Origin of the sequence: Caulobacter sp. S45 (genome assembly GCF_903642205.1) — a bacterium.
Lineage (GTDB): Bacteria > Pseudomonadota > Alphaproteobacteria > Caulobacterales > Caulobacteraceae > CAHJWH01.
This window is the reverse complement of record NZ_CAHJWH010000009.1, coordinates 19,092-42,803: the sequence shown is the minus strand read 5'-3', so window position 1 is coordinate 42,803 and position 23,712 is coordinate 19,092. Positions and strand designations below refer to the sequence as shown.

Genomic DNA, 23,712 nt, shown 5'->3' with positions numbered 1-23,712 from the left:
GACACAGCCATCGGCCTATACGGCTCCATCTTCGGAAAGCAATTGGAGTTCGTGCTGCAACCCCTCACGAATTGAGGGCCGCTTAGGGTCGTTAGCCCGCGCCGCTAACGTCTGCTTCCGGGCGGATCACGGAGCACATGCAGTCCCCTTAAGCCGGCGTCTCCACCGTGCACACCGCCTGGGCGGCCAAACCCTCTCGGCGGCCGGTGAAGCCCATCTCCTCCATGGTGGTGGCCTTCACGCTCACCCGGTCCAGCGGCAGGTCGAGCAGCTCGGCCAGCCGGGCGCGCATGGCGGCGCGGTGCGGCTTCACCTTGGGGCGCTCGCAGATCAGGGTGACGTCGGCGTTCAGCACCCGGCCGCCCTTGGCGCGCATCAGCTCCACCGCGTGGAGCAGGAACCTGTCCGACGCGGCGCCCTTCCACTGCGGGTCGGTGGGGGGGAAGTGGTCGCCGATGTCGCCCTCGGCCATGGCGCCGAGGATCGCGTCGGTCAGGGCGTGCAGCCCTGCGTCGGCGTCGGAGTGGCCGACCAGGCCCTGATCGTGCGGCACCAGCACGCCGCACAGCCAGCAGCCGTCGCCGGGGCCGAAGCGGTGGGCGTCCACGCCCTGGCCGACGCGGGTGATGCGCGCGGCCCCTGCAAGCGTCTCCGCCATGGGAAAGTCCTCCGGATAGGTCAGCTTCATCAGCAGGGGATCGCCGGGCGTGAGCTGGACGCGGCCGCCGGCCCGCTCCAGCACCGCCGCGTCATCGGTCGGGACCTCGCCGGCCGGCCACGCCGCGTAGGCGGCTTCAATGGCGGGGCGGCGGAAGGCCTGAGGCGTCTGAGCGCGCCAGAGGCCCGCACGGTCGGCGGTGCCGCTCACCACGAGATCATCGCCGGCCCGCTTCAGCGTGTCGCTGACGGCGAGCGCAGGCAGGGCGCCCTCCGCCGCCTCCAGCCCCGCCAGCAAGGCTCGCACATGGGTGGAGGTGACGAAGGGGCGGGCCGCGTCGTGGATCAGCACCGCGTCGATGCCCTCGGCCACGGCGGCGAGGCCGGCGCGCACCGAGTCGATCCGCTCCGAGCCGCCCAGCACGACGTGCGTCCCGGGCAGGCCGCCGAAGACGGCGGCGGCATGGTCCCGGTCCTCCGCCGAGATCACCACGACCACCTGCTCGGCGCCGGCGGCTCGCAGCGCCTCCACCGACCACAGCACGACGGGCCGGCCGCGCAGGCTCCGCCACTGCTTGGGCGTGTCCCCTCCGGCACGGCGGCCGGCGCCGGCGGCCACGATGACGGCTGCAAATCGCATTGAGCGGGCTTTTGCGGCGCCCTCGCCGGGTTGTCCATGCAGGCCTCACGCCTGCGTGTGGCGCGGCCCTGCAACAACCTGTTGAAACTGCGTCACAGGCGGTTAGCCTGTGGTCATGTCCGTCACGGCCTCGCCGGAGTCGTTGGAGCCGTCGTTCGAGCGGTTCGACGACCGCACCGACCAGAGCGACTTCATCGAGGCGCCCGCCCGGCCCCGCGCCCGCTACGCCTTCGGCTTGGCCTTCGCGGTGGCGGTTCTGCTGACCGTGGTCTGCGTGCTGCTGACGCTGGGCGCGCCGGTGAGCCGGCCGCTCGCGGCCCCCAGCCGCTACGTGCTGGCCCTGCTGACGCTGAACTTCGCCCTGATCCTGACGCTGGCCGCGGTCGCCGCCTTCCGGGTCGTGGCCCTGTTCGGTCCCCGCGCCAAGGACGCCGGGGTGCGGCTGCACCGGCGCTTCGTCATCACCTTCGCCCTGTCGGCGGTGGCTCCGGCGGTGATCATGGCGCTGTTCTTCGGGGTGGTGATCACGCAGGGGGTCGAGACCTGGTTTTCCAACCGGGTGCGCACGGTGGTGGACAACGCCTCCATCGTCAGCCGCGCCTATGTGGACGAGCAGAAGGAGTTCATGCGCAACCGCATGGGCCCCATGGCCGACGACTTGAACCGCAGCGAGGCTGGATTCGAGCGCGCCCGCTTGCAGTTCAGCACGCTCCTGGCCTACGAGCTGCCGGAGCGCGACATGGCCGCCGTCTACGTCATCGACGGCGAGGGGCGGGTGCTGGCCCGGGCCGAGCAGCCCTCGGCGCCGCCTTTCCTCGCGCCGCCTCCGGCCGACTTCGCCGCCGCGGCGCGGCGCGACCAGGTCGCCCTGCCGTTCTCGTCGGACTACATCCGCGCCCTCATGCGGTTGCGGGCCTACCCCGACGCCTACCTCTATGTGGCGCGTCCGATGGGGGAGGGAATCATGGCCCAGCTTCGCCGGTCGCAGGACTCCGTCGCCGCCTACCGCTTGGCGGACCGTTACAGCGCCCGCATCCAGGCCATCTTCACGCTCAGCTATGTTGAGACCGGCCTGCTGGTGCTGGTGGGCGCCATCTGGGTGGGGGTCAACGTGGCGACCGGGATCGCGGCGCCCGTCTCGCGCCTGGTGCAGGCGGCCGACCGGGTCGCGGGGGGCGACCTCAGCGCCCGGGTGGACACCTCGCGTGACCCGGAGGAGATCGCGGTGCTGTCCCGCGCCTTCAACCGCATGACCGGAGATCTTCAGGATCAGCAGACCGCCCTGACCGCCGCCAACCGCGACGCGCGCGACCGTACGCGCTTCATCGAGGCGGTGCTGTCGGGGGTCAGCGCCGGGATCATCGGCCTGGACCCGCTCGGCCGCATCTCGGTGATGAACGCGCGCGCCGCGACCCTGCTGGGCCTTGAGGAGCGGCTGTCGCTCGGCCGCCCGTTGGCCATCGTGGCTCCGGAGCTTGCGGAAGTGCTGGGCCGCGCCCGCGCAGCCCTGGCCGACGCCGACACCGAGCTGGACGTTGTGCGAGGCGGGGAGACCCGGCGGCTGCGGGTGCGCGCCTCGGGCCGTGGCGAGACCGGGCTGGTCCTGACCTTTGACGACATCACGCGCCTCCTCACCGCCCAGAGGAACGCGGCGTGGCGCGATGTGGCGCGCCGCATCGCCCACGAGATCAAGAACCCGCTGACGCCGATCCAGCTGTCGGCCGAGCGGATCAAGCGCCGTTACCGCAAGGAGATCACCTCCGATCTCGACACCTTCGACCGCTGCACCGACACCATCATCCGCCAGGTCGGCGACATCGGGCGGATGGTGGACGAGTTCTCCTCGTTCGCCCGCATGCCCGCCCCCAAGCTCGCAGACGAGAACGCCGCCGAACTGCTGCGCCAGGCGGTCTTCTCCCAGAAGGTCGCCCACCCCGAGATCGAGGTGGACTGCGACATTCCCGAGGTCGTCGTGCCCCTCACCTGCGACCGCGGCCTCGTCTCGCAGGCGCTTCTGAACGTACTGAAGAATGCTGGGGAGGCGGTGGGCGCCCGGGTGGCGACCACCCCCGATCTCCAGGGCCGCATCCTCGCCCGATTGCGGGTGGAGGAGGGCGAGGTGGTGTTCGAGATCGAGGACAACGGAGTGGGCCTGCCCGCCAAGGACCGCGAGCGGCTCACCGAGCCCTACGTCACCACCCGCGAGAAGGGGACGGGCCTGGGGCTCGCCATCGTCAAGCGCATCCTGGAGGAGCATGGCGGCGAGTTCGTGCTCAGCGATGCGCGAACCCTGTCGGGCGCCAGAGCCCGGCTGCTATTTCCCGCGGTGCTGCGGACGGGAGCGGAAACGGCCGTGCGCACGCTGGCCGTGCAAGGAGCTTAGATGGCGGGTACGGTGACAGGGGCTGCGTGCTTGGAGACAGGCTCCTGCGGAGCCTTCCTCAGCATGACGAAGGTCTCAGACGATCATGGAACCCCTCTCGTTCGTCGTCCTGAGGAGTGGGCCTCGGCCCGCGTCTCGATGGACGCGGGCGGCCTCAACCATGAGCCTTTTCTCTCGATCTATCGCACCCGCCCGATCCCCCACAGGAACCTGTTCTAGATGGCGACCGACATCCTGGTGGTGGACGACGAGGCGGACATCCGCGAGCTGGTGGGCGGCATCCTGGAGGACGAGGGCTACAGCGTCCGCACCGCCCCCGACGCCAACGCGGCGCTCGCGGTCATCCGTGCACGGCGACCTGCGCTGCTGATCCTGGACATCTGGATGCAGGGTGGCGGCATGGACGGGCTGGAGCTTCTGGACGTGGTCAAGGGCTTCGACAGCGAGATGCCGGTGCTGATGATCTCCGGCCACGGCAACATCGAGACGGCCGTCAGCGCCATCAAGCGCGGCGCCTACGACTTCCTGGAGAAGCCTTTCAAGGCCGACCGCCTGCTCATCATGGTGGAGCGGGCGCTGGAAACCACCTCGCTTAGGCGCGAGAACCGGCGGCTGCGCACCCAGGCCATCGCGCCAGAGGCCCTGGTCGGCCGCTCCACCTCGATGCAGCAGCTCCGCACCATGATCGGCAAAATCGCGCCGGCCAACAGCCGGGTGCTGGTCTCGGGCCCCCCGGGCTCCGGCAAGGAGCTGGTGGCCCGCTTCATCCACGACGCCAGCCCCCGCGGCCGGGGCGAGTTCGTGGCGCTCTCCGCCGCCGGCATCTCGCCGGAACGCATGGACCTGGAGCTGTTCGGGGAGGAGGGCGAGGGCGGGCGGCCCAAGAAGATCGGCGCCTTCGAGCGCGCCCACGGCGGCACGCTGTTCCTGGACGAGGTGGCCGACATGCCTCGTGAGACGCAAGGGCGCATCCTGCGCGTGCTGGTGGAGCAGCGCTTCCGCCGCGTCGGCGGCGAGCAGAACGTGCAGGTGGACGTGCGGGTGATCTCCTCGACGTCCAAGAACCTGCGCGACGAGATCGAGGGGGACCGCTTCCGGGAGGACCTTTTTCACCGGCTCAACGTGGTGCCAGTCCGGGTGCCGGGGCTCGGAGAACGGCGGGAGGACATCTCGGAGCTGGTGGACTACTTCATCGACCGGATCAGCGAGGCGACGGGCCTGCCCAAGCGCATCCTGGGCGAGGACGCGGTGGCGACGTTGCAGGTGCACGACTGGCCGGGGAACGTCCGCCAGCTGAGGAACAACGTGGAACGGCTGATGATCCTGGCGTCCGGCGACCCCGGCGAGGTGATCACCGCCGAGATGCTGCCGGCCGAGGTCGCCGCCGCCGGAATCGCCGGCTCGGTTGGGCCCGAGCGGATCATCGCCCTGCCGTTGCGCGACGCCCGTGAGGTGTTTGAGCGCGAGTACCTCACCGCCCAGATCCTGCGCTTCGGCGGCAACATCTCCCGCACCGCCGCCTTCATCGGCATGGAACGGTCGGCGCTGCACCGGAAGCTGAAGTCGCTGGGCGTTGCGCCGCTCCGGGGCGGCGGCGAGGACGACGAGGATTGAGGATGCGAGCTGATTACGCGGGCATCTTCTCTCCCCCTGCGAAGCGGGGGGAGGGGACCATGCGCAGCATGGTGAGGGGGGCGTCGCCGCCGCTGCCGTTTCAAGCATGATGACCCGCAGCGGCGACGACGCCCCCTCCGTCACGACGCTCGCGCGTCGCGCCACCTCCCCCGCTTCGCAGGGGAGGAGAATGGCTCGCCGCCCCGAAACGGGGGAGGGCTCATGAAGGTCGCCTATGTCAACGGCCGCTACGTCCCCCACACTGGCGCCGTGGTGCACATCGAAGACCGCGGCTTCCAGTTCGCCGATGCCGTCTACGAGGTCTGGGCGGTGCTCGACGGCCGCCTATCCGACGCGGAGGGCCACTTCACCCGGCTGGCGCGCAGCCTGGGCGAACTCTCCATCACCCCCCCCCGGTCGCGCTCGGCGCTCCTCGCCATCCTGCGCGAGGTGGTACGGCGTAACGCCGTCAAGAACGGCATCGTCTACCTCCAGATCACTCGCGGGACCGCGCCCCGGGACCACGCCTTCCCCCATGCCGACACCCCGCCGACCGTGGTGGTCACCGCCAAGTCGCTGGACCTCGCCTACCTGGAAGCCTCCGCCGCCAAGGGTGTCGCCGTGGTCACGCGCCCAGACACCCGCTGGGGCCGCTGCGACATTAAGACGGTGGGCCTGCTGCCCAACGTGCTGGCCAAGCAGTCCGCCAAGGAAGCCGGCGCCTACGAGGCCTGGCTGGTGGACAAAGAGGGCCGGGTGACCGAAGGCGCCTCCACCAACGCCTGGATCGTGGATGCGGGCGGGCGGCTTCGCACTCGCGACACCGCCGCCAACATCCTGCGCGGGATCACACGAGGCGAGCTAATCACCCTGGCGAACGAGCTGCAGATGCCTGTGGACGAGCGTCCCTTCACCGTTGACGAGGCCAAGGGCGCCCGCGAGGCCTTCCTCACCGCCGCCAGCGCCTTCCTGACGCCGGTGGTGAAGATCGACGAGGCGAGCATCGGCGATGGGCGGCCCGGTCCTGTCACCCTGCGGCTTCGCGCCCTATATCTGGACCACGCGCGGCGCAACGCCATCTGACGCCGCGCCGGATCTGGACCTTGGAGGTTGCAGGCGGCCCCACCGCCGACGTAGCCTCTTCTCGTGTGTGGCGGACGTATTGGTCCGCTGAATAAATAAGAAGACGAGGACAACCGTGACAGCGGAAAAGAAGCAGAACCTGCAGGACACCTTCCTGAACAGCGTCCGGCGCTCCAAGACGCCGCTGACCATCTTCCTGGTGAACGGCGTCAAGCTGCAGGGCGTGGTCACCTGGTTCGACAATTTCTGCGTGCTGCTGCGCCGCGATGGCCAGTCGCAGCTGGTCTACAAGCACGCCATCTCCACCATCATGCCGGCCCAGCCCGTCCAACTCTACGAGCCGCCGGTCGAAAGCGAAGACGTTTGACCCGAGACGAGACCGACACCCTCTCCAACCCCGTTCCCGAACACAGGGGCAAAGGGCGCGCCGTCGATCGACGGCCGCCCATCGAGGCGGCGCTGGTCCTGCACCCGCGCCACGGCCAGGACGCAGCACTTCGCGGCCCTGAGGCTCGGCTGGAAGAGGCCTGCGGCCTCGCCCGTGCGCTCGACCTGGAGATCAGGGGCGCCGAGATCGTCCCCATCCGCACGCCCAGGCCCGCCACCCTGTTCGGCTCCGGCCGGGTGGAAGAGCTGGCCGCCCAGGTGCGGGCGCTGGACGCCTCCGTCGTCGTGGTGGACGACGCGCTCACGCCCGTGCAGCAGCGCAACCTGGAGAAGGCGTGGAACGCCAAGGTGGTGGACCGCTCCGGCCTGATCCTGGAGATCTTCGCCCGGCGCGCCCGCACCAAGGAGGGCAAGCTGCAGGTCGAACTCGCCCGGCTGTCTTACGAGAAGTCGCGCCTGGTGCGCACCTGGACCCACTTGGAGCGCCAGCGCGGCGGCTTCGGCTTCCTAGGCGGCCCTGGCGAGACCCAGATCGAGGCCGACCGGCGGCTGCTCACCGACCGCATGGTCAAGCTGAAGAAGGAGCTGGAGGAGGTGCGGCGCACCCGCACCCTGCACCGCTCCGCCCGACAGAAAGTGCCGTACCCCACGGTCGCCTTGGTCGGCTACACCAACGCCGGCAAGTCCACCCTGTTCAACCGCCTGACCGAGGGCGCGGTGCTGGCCCAGGACATGCTGTTCGCCACCCTGGACCCCACGCTGCGTACCCTGAAGCTGCCCGACGGCCGGCCCGCCATCCTGTCGGACACGGTGGGCTTCATCTCCGACCTGCCGCACGAGCTGGTCGCCGCCTTCCGCGCCACGCTCGAAGAGGTGCAGGAGGCCGACGTCATCCTCCACGTCCGCGATATCTCCAGTCCCGAGACCGCGGCCGAGGCCAAGGACGTGGAGACCGTGCTGGAGGAGCTCGGCATCGACGCCCATCCCGAGCGGATGATCGAGGTCTGGAACAAGCTGGACCAGGTGCCGCAGGACGAGCGCGCCGGGCTGGAGGGCCGCGCACGACGCGCCCACGAGCTCGGCTCGGCCGACGCCCTGCCGGTGTCGGCGCTCACGGGCGAGGGCTGCGAGGCCCTGCTGCAGGCGATCGCCGTACGTGTGGACGACGACGAGCCGCTGGACCTGGAGCTGGCCGCCAGCGAGGGCGAGGCCCTGGCCTGGCTCTACCGCAACGGGCGCGTCACCGGCCGGCACGAGACGGCCGAGGGCGGGCTGCAGCTCTCCGTCCGCCTGGACGCCCAGGCCCGCGGCCGGTTCGAGCGGCTGTTCCCCGACGCCCATACGCACCCGGCGGACGAGCTGGCCGGCCTGGTCACCGCCGCGACAGGAACCTGACCAGGTCGATCAGCCCGTCCAGCGAGATGGGCAGCACGAGCAGGCCGATCGCCGCTGCGAAGATCACCACGCAGAGCAGAGTGTCCCGCGGAACCGGCGGAGTCGCCCGCTTGGGCTGAGGTTCGAAGTCGGTCCCGTCGAAGGGCATGGGAGTCTCCTGACGGTGAGCCGCCGAGTTGGCGAGCCGGTGCGTCTCAGGTGGGCCCTGGCTGGCGATTAGCCACGGTCGGGCTGTCGATTCATTTCGGCTGAATCCTTGATCCGAGGCGGTTCAGCCCGCCTTTTCCACCCGTTTGGCCTCATCCCAGAGCGCGTCCATCTCTTCGAGATGGGACTGCTCGGGCCGGCGGCCCTGCACCGCCAGCGCCCGCTCGATGAAGCCGAACCGGCGGATGAACTTAGTGTTGGCGGCGCGCAGCGTGTCCTCCGGATCGACCTCCAGCTTTCGGGCCAGGTTGGCGCAGACGAACAGCAGGTCGCCCAGCTCCTCCCGCGCCTTGGCCTTGTCGCCGGCTGTGATCTCGACCTCCAGCTCCGCGGTCTCCTCACGGAGTTTCTCCAGCACCGCCAATGTGTCAGGCCAGTCGAAGCCGACCCGCGCCGCCCGCCTGGTCAGCTTCACCGCCCGCACCAGCCCCGGCAGTCCGGCCGGCACGTCGTCCAGCACGCCGGCCCGGTGCGCCCCCTTGGACGCCCGCTCGGCCGCCTTGATCGTTTCCCAAGCTGCGCCCCGCTCGGCCACGCTCTCGAAGGCGGCCTCCCCGAACACATTCGGGTGCCGCCGCACCATCTTGTCGCAGATGGCGGCGGCCACGTCCTCGAAAGCGAAGGCGCCCTGCTCCTCGGCCATCCGGGAATGGAACACCACCTGCAGAAGCAGGTCGCCAAGTTCTTCTCGCAAATCATTCAGATCATTGCGTTCTATGGCGTCGACGACCTCGTAAGCCTCCTCCAGCGTGTAGGGCGAGATGGAGGCGAAGGTCTGCTCCAGGTCCCACGGACATCCGCCCGCAGGGTCGCGCAGCCGCGCCATGATGGCCAGCAGGCGGTCGATCTGGGCGACCTGGCTCACGCGGTCTGCAGCGGGGTTGGCTGGACTTGGACCTGCGCGAGTTCCTCAGCGAGCACCGGCATGGCGTCGGTGCCCATCCAGCGGTCCCAGGCGCGCGAATAGAGGCCGTAGTTGCAGCGGAACCGAGTGTGATGAAGGCTGTGGTGGGTGGCGGTGATCAGCCAGCGCCCCACCGGCCCTCTCACCCAGCTCTGAGGCCAAAGCTCAAATCCGCAGTGATTCATCAGCGCCGCCAATGTCATGAGGGTCAGCAGGGCCAGCGCGACGCCCCATTGGATGGGCACGAAGAAGGTCAGGGCCGGCAGCACCCAGGCGGTCCCCGCAGCCTCCACCGCGTCGAACGCGAAGGAGGCGAAAGGCGTCGGCTCGCGCGACAGGTGATGGCCGCGATGGGTCCAGGCGAAGGCCCAGCGATGGTGCATCGCCCGGTGCGCCCAGTAGTAGTAGGTGTCCTGGACGACCAGGTAGATCAGAGCACTCGCCGGCAGCCACCACAGGCCGTAGCGGCTTGGATCGGCATAGATCAGCCCGCGCCCATGCTCGAAGGCATCGAGCGCTATGGCGGCGGGAAAGGCGTAGATGGGCGAGGAGATCAGCGACGCGCGCAGCTCGTGCAGTATGGCGGCCCGAGCGGGCGGGCGCGTATTCAGCCGCGTGCTTCGCAGGCGCGGCTCTCCCCGCCGCCATAGCAGCCGGTACAGTCCCGCCGCTACAAGCAGGTAGCGCAGTGCGATGATGGCGCTCAGCGCAGCGGTGGTTGCAAGCAACTCCATCTTGGCTGCATACCGCCTGCAAGCTTCCGCGGCGACGGCTTTCCGCCTGACGGCGGCCTGAAACGCCTATGAGCGGGCCGGTGCGGCCAACGCCCGCTGCATCAGCACGACGTCCAGCCATCGCCCGTTCTTGAAGCCGAGTTGCTTCAGGACGCCGACGTGCTGGAAGCCGAGCGCCCGGTGCAGGCGGATGGAAGCGTGGTTGCCGCTGTCGCCGATCACCGCCACCATCTGGGTGCGGCCGAGGACCGTGCAGGCTTCGATCACCGTCGACAGCAGCTGGCGGCCCAGACCTCGGCTGCAGGCCTCGGCCGCGACGAAGACGCTGTCCTCGACGCAGAAGCGGTAGCCGGAGCGCGGATTATAGGGCCTCACGCAGGCGTAGCCGAGCACATGGTCCCCCGCCTCCGCCACGAACCAGGGGAGCCCGGCCTCAGCCACGGCCGCCATGCGCGCCGCCATCTCGGCCGAATCGGGTGGCGTCTCCTCGAAGGTGCCCACGCCGTGCAGGACGTGGTGGCCGTAGATGGCGGCGACGGCGGCGGCGTCCGCGAGCGTCGCCGGCCTGACCTCAACCCGTCTCGCCGTCGCCTCGTCCATGGATCCAGCCGTGCTCCACCGCCCAGATCGCAAAGGCGTAGTCGAAGGCGATCTCCTTGAGGAAGTCGAAACGGCCCGACGCGCCGCCGTGGCCCGCCTCCATGTTGATCTTGAGCAGGATCGGCCGGTCGCTGGTGCTGTGCGCCCGAAGCCTGGCCACCCACTTGGCAGGCTCCCAGTAGGTCACCCGCGGGTCCGACAGGCCGCCGGTGGCGAGGACGGCGGGGGAGGGCGCATCGGCGACGTTGTCGTAGGGGCTGTAGCCGGCGATGCGTGCGTAGGCGGCCGGATCGATCAGCGGGTTGCCCCACTCCGGCCATTCGGGCGGGGTCAGCGGCAGGTCGGCGTCGCTCATGGTGTTCAGCACGTCCACGAAGGGGACGGCGGCGACGATCCCTGCCCACAGGTCCGGGCGCAGGTTGGTGACCGCGCCCATCAGCATGCCGCCGGCCGAGCCGCCATAGGCCACCGTCCGCACAGGCGCGCTGTAGCCCGCAGCATGCAGGTGCTCGGCGCAGGCGATGAAGTCGCTGAAGGTGTTGGGCTTCTTCTCGCCACGGCCGTCCAGGAACCAGCCCCATCCCTTCTCCGTGCCGCCGCGGATGTGGGCGGTGGCCCAGATCCAGCCGCGGTCCACCAGGCTGAGCGAGCGGATGGAGAAGCCCGGCTCCATGGGAATGCCGTAGGCCCCATAGCCGTAGAGCAGTAGGGGCGCCGAGCCGTCGAGCGGCGTGTCGGCGCGCATCAGCACCGTGATCGGGACCGAGGCGCCGTCCTTGGCCGCAGCGTGCAGCCGGCGGGCCACGTAGCCCGCAGGGTCGTGTCCGGAGGGCACCTCCTGCACCTTGCGCAGGGTCCGCTCGCGGGTGGCCATGTCGTAGTCGTAGGTGGAGCGCGGCGTGGTCGGCGACTGATAGGTGAAGCGCAGGGTCGCGGTGTCGTACTCGTAGCCGCCGTCGACGCCTAGCGCATAGGCCTCCTCGTCGAAGCCCACCGTGTGCTCGGCCAGGCCGTCGCGGGCGGTGACCACGATCCGGTTGTTGGCGTCCACCCGCTCCAGGCGCACCAACCAGTCCTTGTGCGCCACCATGCCGGCGACGAAGCGGCCCGGCCGGTGGGCGATCCAGTCGCGCCAGCCGGCCTTGGATGGATCGGCCTCCTCGGCCAAGCAGAGCTTGTAGTCCAGCGCGCCGTCGGCGTTGGTCAGCACCACGAAGCGGCCGTCCCAGTGCTCCAGCTCGTAGCGCAGGCCCACCTGGCGGGGCTCCACCAGCCGCGGGTCTGCGGTCGGGTCGGTGGCCGCGATCAGGCGCACCTCGCTGGTCTCATGGTTGCCGGCGCCGATGACGATGAAGGCGCGGCTCTGGGTGACGTCCACCGACAGGAACATGCCGCCGTCAGGTTCGGCGTAGACCAGCACGTCCTCGCCGCCGCGCAGCGGACGCCGGAAGACCTTGGCGGGGCGGCCGTTCTCGTCGCGCCAGACCCAGAAGAGCCACGCGCTGTCCGGCGAGAGGGCGAAGGCGCCGGTCGAGCTGTCCACCGGGCCTGGCAGCAGCTCGCCCGTGGCCAAGTCCTTCACCTCGATGCGGAAGTATTCCGAGCCCTGCTCATCCACGGCGTAGGCGAACAGGGCGTGGTCGTCGCTGTGCTCGGCCGCCCCGATGTCGAAGAACGCCTTGCCGTGCGCGGCCGCGTCGGCGTCCAGCAGCACCTCTTCCGGGCCGCCGGACCTCGGCGTGCGGGCGTAGACGGGATGCTGGGCGCCGGTCTCGTAGCGGGCGTAGTAGTCGAAAGGACCGTCCGGGGCGGGGACCGAGCTGTCGTCCTCCTTGATGCGGCCGCGCATCTCGGCGAACAGCTCGGCCTGCAGGGCTTCGGTGGGGGCGAGCAGGGCGGCGGTGTAGGCGTTCTCGGCCTCGAGGTGGGCGCGGATGTCGGAGCGCAGCACGCCCGGGTCGCGCATCACCTTCTGCCAGGCCTCGTCCTTCAGCCAGGCATAGTCGTCGGTGCGGACTTGCCCGAGCTGCTCGATCCGTAGGGGGCGCTTCTCGGCCGCCGGCGGGAGGAGCGGGGCGGGGCGGACGGAGGCGTCATCCATGGGCGATCAGGCTCGGCTGCTGGTGCATGAAGCCGCGGACCTCGGCCGCCGCCAAATGGGCGGCCGGGTCCAGCGACGGTGAGCGGCCGGCGTGCTCCCGGTCGGCAGCCACCAGATAGCCGCTGCGCGCGGGCGTGTCGCCTGCATCGCTGCGGCAAGCGTTTGCGATCTCCCGCCACCAACGGCCCTTGCATCAGCTATCGCCTCACGCGCCCTGCCTCTACAGACCCATGATGACGTCCCGTTCGCCGGTGACCGAAGCTCCGGCGCGATGGAGCGAACTGCTCCGCGGCCCTAGGGCCCTGACCTTCGGCGTGCTGTGCCTGGGCGTGTGGCTGAACGCGGTGGACGCCCTGGTCACCGCGACGATCATGCCGAGCGTGGCCAGGGACATCGGCGGCTACGCCTACTTCGCCTGGGCCACGGCAGGCTTCATGCTCGGCTCGATCCTCGCCGGGGCGGGCGCCGGACTGCTGGCCCAACGCATGGGCCTGCGTCACGCCCTGGCGGCCTGTGGCCTGCTCTACGCCACCGGCTGCGTCGTCAGCGCCCTGGCGGGGTCGATCTGGCCCTTTCTCCTGGGCCGGCTGCTGCAGGGCGGCGGGGCGGGCTTTGTGATGGGGCTTTGCTATGTCGCCGTACGGGGAAGCTTCCCGGAGCGCATGTGGTCGAGCATCTTCGCGATCCTGTCCGGCGTCTGGGGCGTAGCGACCCTGCTGGGTCCGTTGGTCGGTGGGCTGTTCGCCAGCGCCCACCTGTGGCGCGGCGTCTTCTGGGTGTTCGCGGCCCAGGCGGCGGCCTTCGCGCTGGCGACCCTCGGACTGCTGAGGATCGGGCCGGAGCCCGTGTCGGAACCTCGACGACTGCCCGGCCTGCAGCTCCTGATGCTCACGGCCGCCGTGGCGCTGATAGCGGTCGCGGGCGTGGTGCACAGGCCGGCCGCCGCCGGACTGATGGTCGCCGCAGGGCTGGCCCTGCTCTTAGCGACCCTCAGGGTGGACGCCGGGGCGGATCTCCGCCTGCTGCCTGCCCAGGCGAGTGATTTCGGCAGCTGGCCGGGGCAAGGCTATGCCGCGGTGCTCCTGCTGTCGGCGTCGGCCATCGGCTTCTCGGTCTATGGCGCGGCGCTGCTCCAGGCCCGGCTAGGGCTCACGCCGCTCCAGGCCGGCTATGCGGTGGCCAGCGAGTCGATCGGCTGGACCGTCACCGCCCTGCTCGTCGCCAGGGCTCCGGCCCGCCTGAGAGGCATGTTCATACGCCTTGGAGCCGCCACGGCGGCGACGGGGCTCGCCGCATGCGCCCTGACCCTGTCCAGCGCAGGCGTGGCGCTGATCTGCGCCTCCGCCATGGGGATGGGAGGCGGCTTCGGCCTCTGCTGGTCCTTCATCGCCCAGAGGGTGCTGAACGCCTTGCCCGACGACGAAGCGGCCATCGGGTCGTCGGCCATACCCATGACCCAGATCCTGGGCAACGCCATAGGGTCGGCGGCGGCGAGCGTCCTGGCCAACCTGCTTGGGCTGGCGCAGGGCTTCTCGCTGCACGCCGCCGCTGCGGCCTCGCCGATCCTGCTCGGCGCCTTCCTTCCCGTGGCCCTGCTCGCCGTCCTCGCCGCTTGGCGGCTGGGGTCGGAGCGGTAGGCTAGACCTTCTTGGCTATGGTGAAACCAAGGATGAGAAAAAGCGCGCAGATCACCACGAACAGGAAGAACAGGATTTTTGCGATACCGGCCGCGGCGCCCGCGATCCCGCCGAAGCCCAGCGCGCCTGCGATCACCGCGACGATGGCGAAGATGATGGCCCACTTGAGCATCGCCCAACCCCTCTGTCTGAATACCCGTCACGGCAACGCTTGCTGGGCCGGACTGTTCCTCAGCCGCAGGCGCCCGTCTCGTGGCTTACCGCGTGGCTGATCTTCAGCAGCAGGCCGAACAGGCGCTCGAGCGGCTCGAAGACCTGCTCCGTCTCGCGGCGATAGCCCTGCGCGCCGGCGGCGGCGTAGCTGGAGGACTCCCCGAAATCGGCGTCCGACGGCGGCTCGCCGTGTAGCGGGAAGAACTGCCGCAGCAGCTCCACGCTGGCCGGCACGTCAAGCCGCAGAAGCCGCTGCTGGATGACGGCGAGGGTGATCTCACCTCGCGGATTGAAGTCCGGCACTTGGACCGCGAGCCGGTCGCTGGCCTGGATCAGCGCGATGCGGATGGCGTGCAGCAGCTCCAGCCGACCGCCCTGGGTGGTGCGGACGCCAGCGGCGCGGATGCGCACGTCCTCCGCCTTCAGCCGGCGGTCGACCCGCTGAAGGTGCTCGCTCAGCCCCGTCCCCTCCACCACGCCGGCCAGCTCAAGATCACAGCCAGGCGCTTCGGCCGCGGCGGCCCGGGCAAGCCAGAGCGCCGGCTGCAGCGAGGCCGCGTAGGCCTCAAGCACCGTCAGGTCGCTGGCCGCCGCTGCGCTCTCCGCAAGGGCTAGGGCGCGGCGGAAGCGGGGCGAGCGCTCGCGCATGAGTTCGAAGGTGGCGCGGTTCTTCCCCGCCGCTCGCCCGAGCCCAAACAGGCTGTTGGCCAGGTAGCCGAGCTGCTGCAGGATGCCATTGTTGGGGATGGCCCGCAGCTCGGAGACGCTGGCGAGCGTCTGTGGCCGTCCTCCGTCGCCGGACTGCCGCTGAACCGGCCGCGAGCCGGTCTTAGGGAGCAGGTGGGTGGCGAACAGGCCGACCAGGGCCGCATAGTCCGGATCGGCCACCAGGCTCGCAAAATCCTGCTCGCAGGTGGCGAAGAACTCGGTAGCGAAATCCGGGTCGTCGTAGATCGGATCGGCTTCGGCCTCCGGGTCGTCCAGCAGCACGGTTTCCAGCGCCGTCGTCACCGTGGCCAGGGCCGCGGCCGGGATCATCAGGGGCAGATAGCCTTCTCCGCCCTGGAAGGCGTCCTCCTCCTTCACGCGGATGCCCAGCCGGGCGAACTCGGCGCGGGAGCGGGGCGGGGCGGCGTAGCGGAACCGGTCGCCGAGGCCTCCTGGATGGCCGCCGCGACCCACCGACTCGCCGTGGGTGTTGAAGAAGACGATCTCCAGCCCGCTGAGACCCTCCTCGCGCATCATCTCCGCCAAGCGTAAGCGCAGCCGCTCGATGCGGAAGGTGGCGGCGAGCTGCCCGATGAAGCGGCCCGAATCGGAAAAGCCGAACTCGATCGCCAGCCGGCCCTGGCGCACCAGGTAGTCGCGGAAATGGCGCGAGCGCAGCGCCTCCTCCACCACCTTCTCGCCCCGCTCGAACGCCTCCTCTGTCTCGAACAGCGGCGATATCTCGACATGGTCCTCCACTCCGAACAGGCGCGCAAAGTAGAGCGCAGTGAGCAGGGTGAAGCCCGTCTCCGTCTCGGCGATCAGGAAGCGGACGGGGGTGGAGGCGTCCACATACTTGCGCATCTGCGCTACCGTCATCATCAGCCGCCGGGCCGAGGCGGGCTCGTGCGCCAGGTCGCCGAAGTTGATCTCCACCGGCGTCGCCTCGCCGATCAGCGCGTCGATGGCGCTGAAATAGGTGCGCCGGTTGGCGGGGTCGGTAGGCGAACCCTGCAGGTTCACGTCGCGGCGGATCGCATTGTGCAGCTGGCCCGAGTTGAGGCGCACATGGATGCCGGCCAGGCTTACGCCTTCCGTGGCGATCCCTGCGCGAAGGATCAGCAGCGTGCGGCCGCTTTGATCGTCGGGCGCGGCCTTGAGGGCATCCTCTATCCGACGCAGCAGGGGCGCCGGTTCCACAAGGGCCTGAGGGCGGCCCGCCACCATGGTGCGGGCGAAAGCAGGCAGGGTGGCCGGATCGTCCCCGGCGCCGTCCAAGGCTGCGAGCTGTCCGGACGTAGTCTCAAGGGCTCGCTTCAGCAGGTCGTCCACCAAGGTCAGGGCGGAGCGCCAGTCCCCCTCGGCGCCCTCCAAGAGGCTGCGCAAGGTCGTGCGCCGGCGCTCCAGGGCGGCGAGCTTCAGCTGCAGCCGCTTGCCGATGCTGACCTGCCAGGTGACGTCGGTGCGCCCGTCCTGGTCGAAGCCGACCCAGGTGGCCAGGGTTATGAGCCGCGGAGACAGCTGGGTCCACAGCGTGGGCCATCTGCGCTGCGCCACATTCAGGGCGCTGCCGTATACGATCTCGAGCGCGGTGTGGGCGCTGTGCAGCGCTTCCAACGACCAGGCGTGCTCCACATCCAAGCTCAGCTCGGCCGGCGGCCCGTGCGGGTGCTGCTCGGCGAGGGTGAGGCGTCCTGCGCGGTCCTCCTCCGTAAGCGGCTCGCCGCCCATGGTTCGCCCCGTCGCAAGCTCGACCAGGGCGATCGACAGGTCATGGTTCAAGGCGAAGGTGGGGTGGGCGGTGAGCACCACACCGAAGGGTGCCGCCTCTACCGCCTTGGCATAGGCTTCGAAATCGCCTCGCGCCGCGATCGCCTGAAAGAAGGCGTCCAACCGGGCGCGCAGGTGCTCCGGAGAGCAATCGCCGAGATAGCGGCCCAGCCGCTCGGCCCTGGCGGTGAAGGCCTGCGCCGTCAGCTGGCTGACCACAGCCTCTAGAGCGTTGAGCGGCGTCTCGCCCCCTTCGATCTCCCGGCTGAGATCAAGGGCGAATAGCAACGCTGCGCTGGTGAACGGGTCCGAAGCGGCCCGCGCCTTGGCTTGGGTCAGGCGTTGCGCCAGATCAGCCCCGAGCATCGAGGTCTGGACGGAGTCGGCTGTGGGGAGGTGGTCGTCGGCCATGGGGCTGCATAGCAGCGCGCCGTGAGGCCATCGAGCGCGGTGAAGGCCGCGTCAGCCCGGGGGCTCGCCGGCGGCCCAGAAGGCGATCAGCTGGCGCGCGATCGCCATGGACGGCGGCAGAGTGATGTCACCGCCGTCGGCCAGCAGCCTGACGACTTCCTCCCGCGCCAGCCAGCGCACCGCCTCCAGTTCCGTCTGGTCGGCCCGCGCCTCGCCGGGCGCGACCTCGGCGATCAGGCCGATCATCAGATTGCTCGGAAACGGCCAGGGCTGGCTGGAGTGGTAGCGGACGGCTACGGTCTTCAGGCCCGATTCCTCGCCGATCTCGCGGGCGCAGGCCTCCTCGATGGCTTCTCCGGGCTCCATGAAACCCGCCAGGGCCGAGAACCGTCCCGGCGGCCAGGAAGGCTGGCGGCCGAGCAGGCACTGGCCGTCGCGCACCGGCAGCATGATCACCACCGGGTCGGTGCGCGGGAAGTGCTCCACCTTGCAGGCGGGGCAGAGTCGTTTCCAGCCGCCTTCGGCCACACGGGTGGGCTGGCCGCAGGCGGAGCAGAAACGGTGCCGCCGCCGCCACTCGAACACCGCCTTGGCGCTCGCCGCCATGCCGCAGTCGCCGGCCGGCAGAAGGGGGGCGAGATCGCGCAGGTTGGCGAATCGCCCGCGCCCCTGCAGCAGCCCGTGCGCCGGGTCGGCGCCACCCTCAAGGTCCAGCGCGAAGACCGCTCCGCCCTTCGCGTCCAGACCCATGAACAGCAGCCGCTCGTCACCTCCGGCGAGTTCGACCGCCAGCCCCGGTTCGATCCGCGCCAGGTGCGCTTCGCTCTCGCCGCCCTGGACCAGGGCCGAGCCGTTCCAGAAGGCCAGCACGGTCGTGCCCGTCGCCTCCAGCTGGTCGGCCAGCCACTCGGGTTCGCGCCGGCGGTCGGAGACGCGGTCCAGCGGATTGCCGGCGAAGGTGTTCAGGTGCGCGGACAGCGGCATGGGCGTCTCGACGGGGTCAGGTGGACGTGGCCTACCATCCCGCCGGCCTGCGGGGGAGGGGACACGCGAGCCCGCACTGCAGCCCTTGTGTTCCCGGCCGAAATCCGTATTTTCCCGCGCTCCCAGGAAGGCGGTCTGCGTGCAGCGTTCCGGGGCGGGCCTGCGTCCGCTCCCCATGCGCGCCGATCCATCGTGGTGCGCCGGGTCTTCCGCCTGCGCCCGCGCCGCCGTCCGCACCCGGAAGAGGATGAACATGTCGCTTTACGAACACGTCGTCATCGCACGGCAGGACATCTCCCCCCAGCAGGCCGAAGCCCTCAACGACACCATGAAGGGCCTCATCGAGGAGCATGGCGGCAGCGTCGCCAAGATCGAGTACTGGGGCCTGCGCAACCTCACCTACCGCATCAAGAAGAACCGCAAGGGCCACTACTCCCTGCTGGCCATAGACGCGCCGGCGCCCGCGGTGAAGGAGATGGAGCGCCAGCTGTCCATCAACGAGGACGTGCTGCGCTACATCACCATCAAGGTCGAAGAGCTCGACCTGGAGCTGTCGCCGATCCTGGCCCGGCGCGACCGGGAGCGCGAGCGTGACCGCGAGCGCGGCGGCGATCGCGACCGCGACCGGCCGCGCGGCGGCTACGAAGACATCTCGGCTTAAGAGATCAGATCATGACCGAAACAGCCCCCACCACCCCCGGCGCGCCCGCCGGCGGCGCCGGCGCCCGCCGGCCCTTCTACCGTCGCCGCAAGGTCTGCCCGTTCTCCGGCGCCAACGCCCCGAAGATCGACTACAAGGACGTGAAGCTGCTGCAGCGCTACATCTCCGAGCGCGGCAAGATCGTGCCCTCGCGCATCACCGCGGTGTCGGCGCCGAAGCAGCGCGAGCTGGCGAAGGCCATCAAGCGCGCCCGCTTTCTGGCGCTGCTGCCCTACGTCGTGAAGTGAGGAGGACAGGCTCATGAAGGTTGTTCTTCTCGAACGCGTCGAGCGGCTGGGCGCCATCGGCGACGTGGTCCAGGTCAAGGACGGGTTCGCCCGCAACTTCCTTCTGCCCCGGCAGAAGGCGCTGCGCGCCACCACCTCCAACCTGAAGGTGTTCGAGGCCGAACGCGGCCAGATCGAGGTGCGCAACGCCGAGGCCCGCGCCGCCGCCGAACGCAATGGCGCCAAGCTCGAAGGCGAGACTTATGTCCTCATCCGCCAGGCGGGCGAGGGCGGTCAGCTGTATGGCTCGGTCTCCGGCCGCGACGTGGCCGAGGTGATCCTGGAGACCGGCGCCCGGGTCGAGCGCAGCCAGGTGGTGCTCGACCGGCCGATCAAGACGGTCGGCGTGCACGAGCTCAAGCTGCGGCTGCATCCCGAGGTGACGGTGACGGTGCGGATCAACATCGCCCGCTCGCCGGACGAGGCGGACCGCCAGGCCCGCGGCGAAAACGTCATCACCTCGGCCTTCGACCAGGACCGCCTGGACGCCGAGGCCCAGGCCAAGGACCTGTTCGAGGGCGGCGCCGGTCAGGAGATGGCCAACGCTTCGTTCGAGCGCTGAGATCGACGTAACTGATCGGAGAAGGGAGCTCTCACGGGCTTCCTTCTTCGTTCTCAGCCCCTCCGCTGCACTTACCCGTTCCGGGTGGCGCAGGCCGCCTGCGTGCGTCGAGACGGTCTCTCTGCGAGAGCCCTCCTCAGCATGACGGATATGCGAGCCCCACCCTCGTCATCCTGAGGAACCCGAAGGGGCGTCTCGAGCGACGCAGGCCGGGTCCGCCATCCACCGAACGACAATCCACAGAACAAAGATGAACGGGGATAAAGCCGCCGCTGCGGCAGCCCGTCCGGCCCGTTCTGACGTGGGCGGGGTTAACACCCTGCACGATGAACGTCGCCGCCTTCAGCCTCGCCGGCCCGCCCCCCAGCGAGCCCATCGCCACCGCCCCCCACAACCTGGAAGCCGAGCAGGCGCTTCTCGGCGCCGTGCTGTTCGACAACGCCGCCTATGAGCGGCTGAGCGACCGGCTGCAGGGCCGACACTTCTACGAGCCCTTCCACCAGCGCCTGTTCGCCGCGATGGAGGAGTACATCCGCAAGGGCCAGCTGGCCGAGCCCATCGTGCTGATGGAGCGCTTCAGGCGCGATCCGGCGTTCGAGGACCTTGGCGGGCTGCGCTACCTCGCCGACCTGGTGGACCGCGCGCCGCCTGCGGCCAACGCCGCCGACTACGCCCGCATCGTCTACGATCTGGCGCTCCGGCGCGAGGTGCTGCGCATCAGCGGCGAGATGGCCAAGTCGGCGGTCGAAGACGCCGAGACCGAGGCCCGCGACCAGATCGAGCAGGCCGAGCAGCAGCTCTACACCCTGGCCGAGACCGGCGGTTCCTCCACCGGCTTCCAGAGCTTCGCCGACGCGCTCCAGGGCGCCGTGGAGATGACGGCCGAGGCCTTCTCCCGCGACGGCGGCTTGGCGGGCGTGTCCACGGGGCTGATCGACCTGGACCAGAAGCTAGGCGGCCTGCACAAGTCCGACCTGCTGATCCTGGCTGGCCGTCCCTCCATGGGCAAGACGGCGCTGGCCACCAACATCGCCTTCCACGTGGCGCGCAACTACGCCTGGGAGCCCCAGCCGGACGGCTCGCGCAAGACGGTGAACGGCGGCGTGGTCGCCTTCTTCTCCCTCGAAATGTCGGCCGAGCAGCTGGCCATGCGCCTGCTGGCGGACGTCTCCGGCGTCTCGTCGGATCGCCTCCGCAAGGGCGAGATCGACCAGGCCGAGTTCGCCCGGGTCCGCGACGCGGCGCTCGAGATCCAGGACAGCCCCTTCTACATCGACGCCACCGGCGGCCTGTCCATCTCCAAGCTCACCGCCCGCGCCCGGCGGCTGAAGCGGTCGGTCGGCCTGGACCTGCTGGTGGTGGACTACCTGCAACTCGTCACCACCGGCGGCGACGGGTCGCGCGCCAACGAGAACCGGGTGCAGGAGGTCAGCCAGATCACCATGGGTCTGAAGTCCCTCGCCAAGGAGCTGTCGGTGCCGGTGCTGGCCTTGTCCCAGCTCTCCCGACAGGTGGAGAGCCGCGAGGACAAGCGACCCCAGCTGTCGGACCTGCGCGAATCCGGCTCCATCGAGCAGGACGCGGACGCGGTCATGTTCGTGTTCCGCGAGGCCTACTACAAAGGCCGCGCAGAACCCCGCGAGGGGTCCTCAGAGCACCTCGCCTGGCAGGAGGAGATGGACCAGATCCGCCACGTGGCCGAGGTGATCATCGGCAAGCAGCGCCACGGCCCGATCGGCAACGTGAAGCTCAGCTTCAACGACGACACCGTGCGCTTCGGTAATCTCGCGCGTGAGGGCCGCTACGACCCGCACTGAGCCGTTTGCGCGTCTTCAAGCCTGAGGCATACTGCTATCATGGGTAGGCTTTACAGCACGGACTTCTACGGCTGGACACAGGATCAGGCGGACGCTCTGCGACGTCGCAGCGTGAACGAGATCGACTGGGACAACCTGCTTGCGGAGATCGAAGATTTGGGTGGCTCGACCCGGCGTGAACTCCGCAGCCGCTTGGCCCTGATCATTCAACACCTGCTGAAGTGGCGTCACCAGACATCGCGGAGGTCGACGTCTTGGGCTGTCACCATCATCGAGCAGCGGGCGCAGGTCAGCGATCTATTGGAGGAGAACCCGAGCCTGCTGTCCAAGCTCGACGAGATCATGGTTAAGGCGGCCCGGGCCGGTATAAGTGGGGCGGTGGCCGACACAGGAATGGCGCCGTCCGTCTTCCATGCCGGGGATCCGCTGACCTTCGACAAGGTCATGACCACGTCCCTGGATGTGGAGACGGACGAGGCCTGACCGCTCAGCGCTCCAGCACGCGGAAGACGAAGGCGAAGTCGTCTCCGTCTTGCGCGTCGTACGTCTCGCGTCTGCTCTCACGCCATTCCCCCTCACCGAACGCCGGGAACTCGGCGTCGCCGACTACGTCGGCTTCGACCTCGGACAGGTACAGCCGCTTCGCCTTGGGCATGGCTAGGGCGAAGAGCGACGTGCCGCCGATGACGCAGACCTCCTCGGCGCCGTCCTCCTCCGCCTGCTCCCGCGCCATGGACACCGCCTCCTGGAAGCGGTCGCACACGACGGCGCCCTTCGGCTCGAAGGTCCCGTCGCGGGAGAGCACCAGGTTGGCGCGGCCGGGCAGGGGCTTCTTCGGCAGGCTGTCCCAGGTCTTGCGGCCCATGATCACCGGCTTGCCCAGCGTGGTCGCCTTGAACAGCGCCATGTCGCTCTTCAGCCGCCAGGGCAGGCCGCCGCCTCGCCCGATCACGCCGTTGCGGGCGCGCGCGGCGACGATGGCGATGGGGAGACCGCTCAAACGGCGACCTGGGCCTTGATGTGCGGGTGGGCGGCGTAGCCCTCCAGCCGGATGTCCTCGTCGTCGAAGGCGAACAGGTCGGTCTTCGGCGACAGGTGCAGCCTGGGCGGGGGCAGGGGCTCGCGGGTGAGCTGGAGGCCGGCCTGCTCCAGGTGGTTGAGATAGAGGTGCGCGTCGCCCAGCGTGTGCACGAACTCGCCCACCTCCAGCCCCACGACCTGCGCCACCATGTGGGTCAGCAGCGCGTAGCTGGCAATGTTGAAGGGAACGCCAAGGAAGACGTCCGCGGAGCGCTGGTACAGCTGGCAAGACAGCTTGCCGTCCGCCACGAAGAACTGGAACAGGCAGTGGCAGGGCGGGAGCGCCATGTCGTCAACGTCCGCCGGGTTCCAGGCGGAGACGATGTGGCGACGGCTGTTGGGGCTGGTCCGGAGACCCTCCAGCAGCCGCGCGATCTGGTCGATCGAGCGTCCGTCCGGGGCGGCCCAGGAGCGCCACTGCCTGCCGTAGACCGGGCCGAGCTCGCCGTCCGGGTCCGCCCACTCGTCCCAGATGCGGACGCCACGCTCCTGCAGCCAGCGCACGTTGGTGTCGCCGCGCAGGAACCACAGCAGCTCCAGCACCACCGACTTGAAGTGCAGCTTCTTGGTGGTCAGCAGCGGAAACCCCGCCGAGAGATCGAAGCGCAGCTGCCGCCCGAACACGCCGCGCGTGCCCGTTCCGGTCCGGTCGCTCCGCTCCACCCCGCTGGCGAGGATGTCGGCCAGCAGGTCAAGATAGGGCTGTTCGAGGCCCGGAGCAGCGGAGACCGATGAGGCGGTGAGGCGCACGGGAGCGTTCATGGCGACACCGAACGTAGGCGACTCGAAGCATCGGGGGGAGAGGCCGACCCTACAGGCCTGTGGAGAAAGCCGAGCC

General features: G+C 69.8%; 22 protein-coding genes. 11 read left to right on the top strand and 11 right to left on the bottom strand.

Features of this window, described 5'->3' with window-relative positions:
- Positions 1-148 precede the first annotated feature (148 nt).
- A complete protein-coding gene (locus HUV06_RS02190; RefSeq protein WP_174299630.1) occupies positions 149-1,297 on the bottom strand; it encodes a bifunctional 2-C-methyl-D-erythritol 4-phosphate cytidylyltransferase/2-C-methyl-D-erythritol 2,4-cyclodiphosphate synthase in 1,149 nt (382 codons plus the stop codon).
- Positions 1,298-1,412: 115 nt separating this feature from the next.
- Here HUV06_RS02190 and HUV06_RS02185 point away from each other — a divergent pair, with 115 nt between their 5' ends.
- From HUV06_RS02185 to hflX, 5 genes are all read left to right on the top strand, one after another.
- Complete coding sequence (locus HUV06_RS02185; RefSeq protein WP_174299629.1) at positions 1,413-3,680, top strand: PAS domain-containing sensor histidine kinase; 2,268 nt, start codon at positions 1,413-1,415, stop codon at positions 3,678-3,680.
- Between the two features lie 219 nt (positions 3,681-3,899).
- The gene (locus HUV06_RS02175; RefSeq protein WP_174299627.1) at positions 3,900-5,294 is read left to right on the top strand and encodes a sigma-54 dependent transcriptional regulator; all 1,395 of its coding nucleotides are present in this window, start codon (positions 3,900-3,902) and stop codon (positions 5,292-5,294) included.
- A 222-nt stretch (positions 5,295-5,516) separates the two neighbouring features.
- Positions 5,517-6,377, top strand: a complete 861-nt coding sequence (locus HUV06_RS02170) for a D-amino-acid transaminase (protein WP_174299626.1) — start codon at positions 5,517-5,519, stop codon at positions 6,375-6,377.
- 115 nt (positions 6,378-6,492) lie between these two features.
- Complete coding sequence (hfq, locus tag HUV06_RS02165) at positions 6,493-6,744, top strand: RNA chaperone Hfq (protein WP_174299625.1); 252 nt, start codon at positions 6,493-6,495, stop codon at positions 6,742-6,744.
- A complete protein-coding gene (gene hflX / locus HUV06_RS02160) occupies positions 6,741-8,159 on the top strand; it encodes a GTPase HflX (RefSeq protein ID WP_174299624.1) in 1,419 nt (472 codons plus the stop codon). Before hfq ends, hflX begins: the two co-directional genes overlap by 4 nt.
- Here hflX and HUV06_RS02155 read toward each other — a convergent pair.
- The 5 genes from HUV06_RS02155 to HUV06_RS02135 form a co-directional block, all read right to left on the bottom strand.
- Positions 8,137-8,307 (bottom strand): hypothetical protein, encoded by a 171-nt coding sequence (locus HUV06_RS02155; RefSeq protein WP_174299623.1) that lies wholly within the window; start codon positions 8,305-8,307, stop codon positions 8,137-8,139. The two genes, hflX and HUV06_RS02155, sit on opposite strands and share 23 nt — an antisense overlap.
- A 123-nt stretch (positions 8,308-8,430) precedes the next feature.
- On the bottom strand, positions 8,431-9,231 hold the full coding sequence (mazG, locus tag HUV06_RS02150) for a nucleoside triphosphate pyrophosphohydrolase (protein ID WP_256429989.1): 801 nt from the start codon (positions 9,229-9,231) through the stop codon (positions 8,431-8,433).
- On the bottom strand, positions 9,228-10,004 hold the full coding sequence (locus HUV06_RS02145) for a sterol desaturase family protein (protein WP_174299622.1): 777 nt from the start codon (positions 10,002-10,004) through the stop codon (positions 9,228-9,230). Before HUV06_RS02145 ends, mazG begins: the two co-directional genes overlap by 4 nt.
- A gap of 66 nt (positions 10,005-10,070) precedes the next feature.
- Complete coding sequence (locus HUV06_RS02140; RefSeq protein ID WP_174299621.1) at positions 10,071-10,604, bottom strand: GNAT family N-acetyltransferase; 534 nt, start codon at positions 10,602-10,604, stop codon at positions 10,071-10,073.
- Positions 10,576-12,705: a S9 family peptidase gene (locus HUV06_RS02135; RefSeq protein ID WP_174299620.1), complete on the bottom strand. Its 2,130-nt coding sequence runs from the start codon at positions 12,703-12,705 to the stop codon at positions 10,576-10,578. The genes HUV06_RS02140 and HUV06_RS02135 overlap by 29 nt, the downstream gene beginning before the upstream one ends.
- A 233-nt stretch (positions 12,706-12,938) precedes the next feature.
- Between HUV06_RS02135 and HUV06_RS02130 the strand changes: the two genes are divergently transcribed.
- Positions 12,939-14,342, top strand: a complete 1,404-nt coding sequence (locus HUV06_RS02130) for an MFS transporter (protein WP_174299619.1) — start codon at positions 12,939-12,941, stop codon at positions 14,340-14,342.
- A gap of 1 nt (position 14,343) precedes the next feature.
- Here HUV06_RS02130 and HUV06_RS02125 read toward each other — a convergent pair whose 3' ends face one another.
- Genes HUV06_RS02125 through nudC form a run of 3 tightly spaced genes read right to left on the bottom strand, consistent with a single transcriptional unit; the run spans position 14,344 to position 18,428 of the window.
- Positions 14,344-14,514: a DUF1328 family protein gene (locus HUV06_RS02125; RefSeq protein WP_174299618.1), complete on the bottom strand. Its 171-nt coding sequence runs from the start codon at positions 14,512-14,514 to the stop codon at positions 14,344-14,346.
- A 59-nt stretch (positions 14,515-14,573) separates the two neighbouring features.
- Positions 14,574-17,444, bottom strand: coding sequence for a phosphoenolpyruvate carboxylase (locus HUV06_RS02120; RefSeq protein WP_174299617.1), 2,871 nt, complete (start codon positions 17,442-17,444; stop codon positions 14,574-14,576).
- Between the two features lie 51 nt (positions 17,445-17,495).
- Positions 17,496-18,428, bottom strand: a complete 933-nt coding sequence (gene nudC, locus HUV06_RS02115; RefSeq protein WP_174299616.1) for an NAD(+) diphosphatase — start codon at positions 18,426-18,428, stop codon at positions 17,496-17,498.
- A gap of 253 nt (positions 18,429-18,681) precedes the next feature.
- Here nudC and rpsF point away from each other — a divergent pair, with 253 nt between their 5' ends.
- The 5 genes from rpsF to HUV06_RS02090 all read left to right on the top strand — a co-directional run bounded on the left by rpsF (position 18,682) and on the right by HUV06_RS02090 (position 22,277).
- Entirely contained in the window at positions 18,682-19,089 is a 408-nt protein-coding gene (rpsF, locus tag HUV06_RS02110) for a 30S ribosomal protein S6 (RefSeq protein WP_174299615.1), read from the top strand.
- Positions 19,090-19,100: 11 nt separating this feature from the next.
- On the top strand, positions 19,101-19,376 hold the full coding sequence (gene rpsR, locus HUV06_RS02105) for a 30S ribosomal protein S18 (protein ID WP_174299614.1): 276 nt from the start codon (positions 19,101-19,103) through the stop codon (positions 19,374-19,376).
- A 13-nt stretch (positions 19,377-19,389) separates the two neighbouring features.
- Entirely contained in the window at positions 19,390-19,977 is a 588-nt protein-coding gene (gene rplI, locus HUV06_RS02100) for a 50S ribosomal protein L9 (RefSeq protein ID WP_174299613.1), read from the top strand.
- 326 nt (positions 19,978-20,303) lie between these two features.
- Positions 20,304-21,794 carry a replicative DNA helicase gene (locus HUV06_RS02095; protein WP_174299612.1) on the top strand — a complete coding sequence of 497 codons (1,491 nt, stop codon included), beginning with the start codon at positions 20,304-20,306 and terminating at the stop codon, positions 21,792-21,794.
- Positions 21,795-21,833: 39 nt separating this feature from the next.
- Positions 21,834-22,277: a DUF29 domain-containing protein gene (locus HUV06_RS02090; RefSeq protein WP_174299611.1), complete on the top strand. Its 444-nt coding sequence runs from the start codon at positions 21,834-21,836 to the stop codon at positions 22,275-22,277.
- A 4-nt stretch (positions 22,278-22,281) separates the two neighbouring features.
- On the opposite strand, the gene HUV06_RS02085 is transcribed toward HUV06_RS02090, so the two are convergent.
- Positions 22,282-22,794 (bottom strand): dihydrofolate reductase, encoded by a 513-nt coding sequence (locus tag HUV06_RS02085; protein ID WP_174299610.1) that lies wholly within the window; start codon positions 22,792-22,794, stop codon positions 22,282-22,284.
- The gene (locus tag HUV06_RS02080; protein ID WP_174299609.1) at positions 22,791-23,636 is read right to left on the bottom strand and encodes a thymidylate synthase; all 846 of its coding nucleotides are present in this window, start codon (positions 23,634-23,636) and stop codon (positions 22,791-22,793) included. The genes HUV06_RS02085 and HUV06_RS02080 overlap by 4 nt, the downstream gene beginning before the upstream one ends.
- Positions 23,637-23,712: the final 76 nt, after the last annotated feature.

What these genes read in the sequence shown, in the direction of transcription:
- HUV06_RS02125 (WP_174299618.1), bottom strand. Translation starts at nt 14,514, where the DNA reads ATGCTCAAGTGGGCCATCATCTTCGCCATCGTCGCGGTGATCGCAGGC.
- rpsR (WP_174299614.1), top strand. Translation starts at nt 19,101, where the DNA reads ATGACCGAAACAGCCCCCACCACCCCCGGCGCGCCCGCCGGCGGCGCC.
- HUV06_RS02135 (WP_174299620.1), bottom strand. Translation starts at nt 12,705, where the DNA reads ATGGATGACGCCTCCGTCCGCCCCGCCCCGCTCCTCCCGCCGGCGGCC.
- nudC (WP_174299616.1), bottom strand. Translation starts at nt 18,428, where the DNA reads ATGCCGCTGTCCGCGCACCTGAACACCTTCGCCGGCAATCCGCTGGAC.
- HUV06_RS02185 (WP_174299629.1), top strand. Translation starts at nt 1,413, where the DNA reads ATGTCCGTCACGGCCTCGCCGGAGTCGTTGGAGCCGTCGTTCGAGCGG.
- HUV06_RS02155 (WP_174299623.1), bottom strand. Translation starts at nt 8,307, where the DNA reads ATGCCCTTCGACGGGACCGACTTCGAACCTCAGCCCAAGCGGGCGACT.
- rplI (WP_174299613.1), top strand. Translation starts at nt 19,390, where the DNA reads ATGAAGGTTGTTCTTCTCGAACGCGTCGAGCGGCTGGGCGCCATCGGC.
- HUV06_RS02190 (WP_174299630.1), bottom strand. Translation starts at nt 1,297, where the DNA reads ATGCGATTTGCAGCCGTCATCGTGGCCGCCGGCGCCGGCCGCCGTGCC.
- HUV06_RS02090 (WP_174299611.1), top strand. Translation starts at nt 21,834, where the DNA reads ATGGGTAGGCTTTACAGCACGGACTTCTACGGCTGGACACAGGATCAG.
- rpsF (WP_174299615.1), top strand. Translation starts at nt 18,682, where the DNA reads ATGTCGCTTTACGAACACGTCGTCATCGCACGGCAGGACATCTCCCCC.
- HUV06_RS02080 (WP_174299609.1), bottom strand. Translation starts at nt 23,636, where the DNA reads ATGAACGCTCCCGTGCGCCTCACCGCCTCATCGGTCTCCGCTGCTCCG.
- HUV06_RS02175 (WP_174299627.1), top strand. Translation starts at nt 3,900, where the DNA reads ATGGCGACCGACATCCTGGTGGTGGACGACGAGGCGGACATCCGCGAG.
- HUV06_RS02120 (WP_174299617.1), bottom strand. Translation starts at nt 17,444, where the DNA reads ATGGCCGACGACCACCTCCCCACAGCCGACTCCGTCCAGACCTCGATG.
- HUV06_RS02095 (WP_174299612.1), top strand. Translation starts at nt 20,304, where the DNA reads ATGAACGTCGCCGCCTTCAGCCTCGCCGGCCCGCCCCCCAGCGAGCCC.
- HUV06_RS02130 (WP_174299619.1), top strand. Translation starts at nt 12,939, where the DNA reads ATGACGTCCCGTTCGCCGGTGACCGAAGCTCCGGCGCGATGGAGCGAA.
- HUV06_RS02145 (WP_174299622.1), bottom strand. Translation starts at nt 10,004, where the DNA reads ATGGAGTTGCTTGCAACCACCGCTGCGCTGAGCGCCATCATCGCACTG.
- HUV06_RS02140 (WP_174299621.1), bottom strand. Translation starts at nt 10,604, where the DNA reads ATGGACGAGGCGACGGCGAGACGGGTTGAGGTCAGGCCGGCGACGCTC.
- HUV06_RS02170 (WP_174299626.1), top strand. Translation starts at nt 5,517, where the DNA reads ATGAAGGTCGCCTATGTCAACGGCCGCTACGTCCCCCACACTGGCGCC.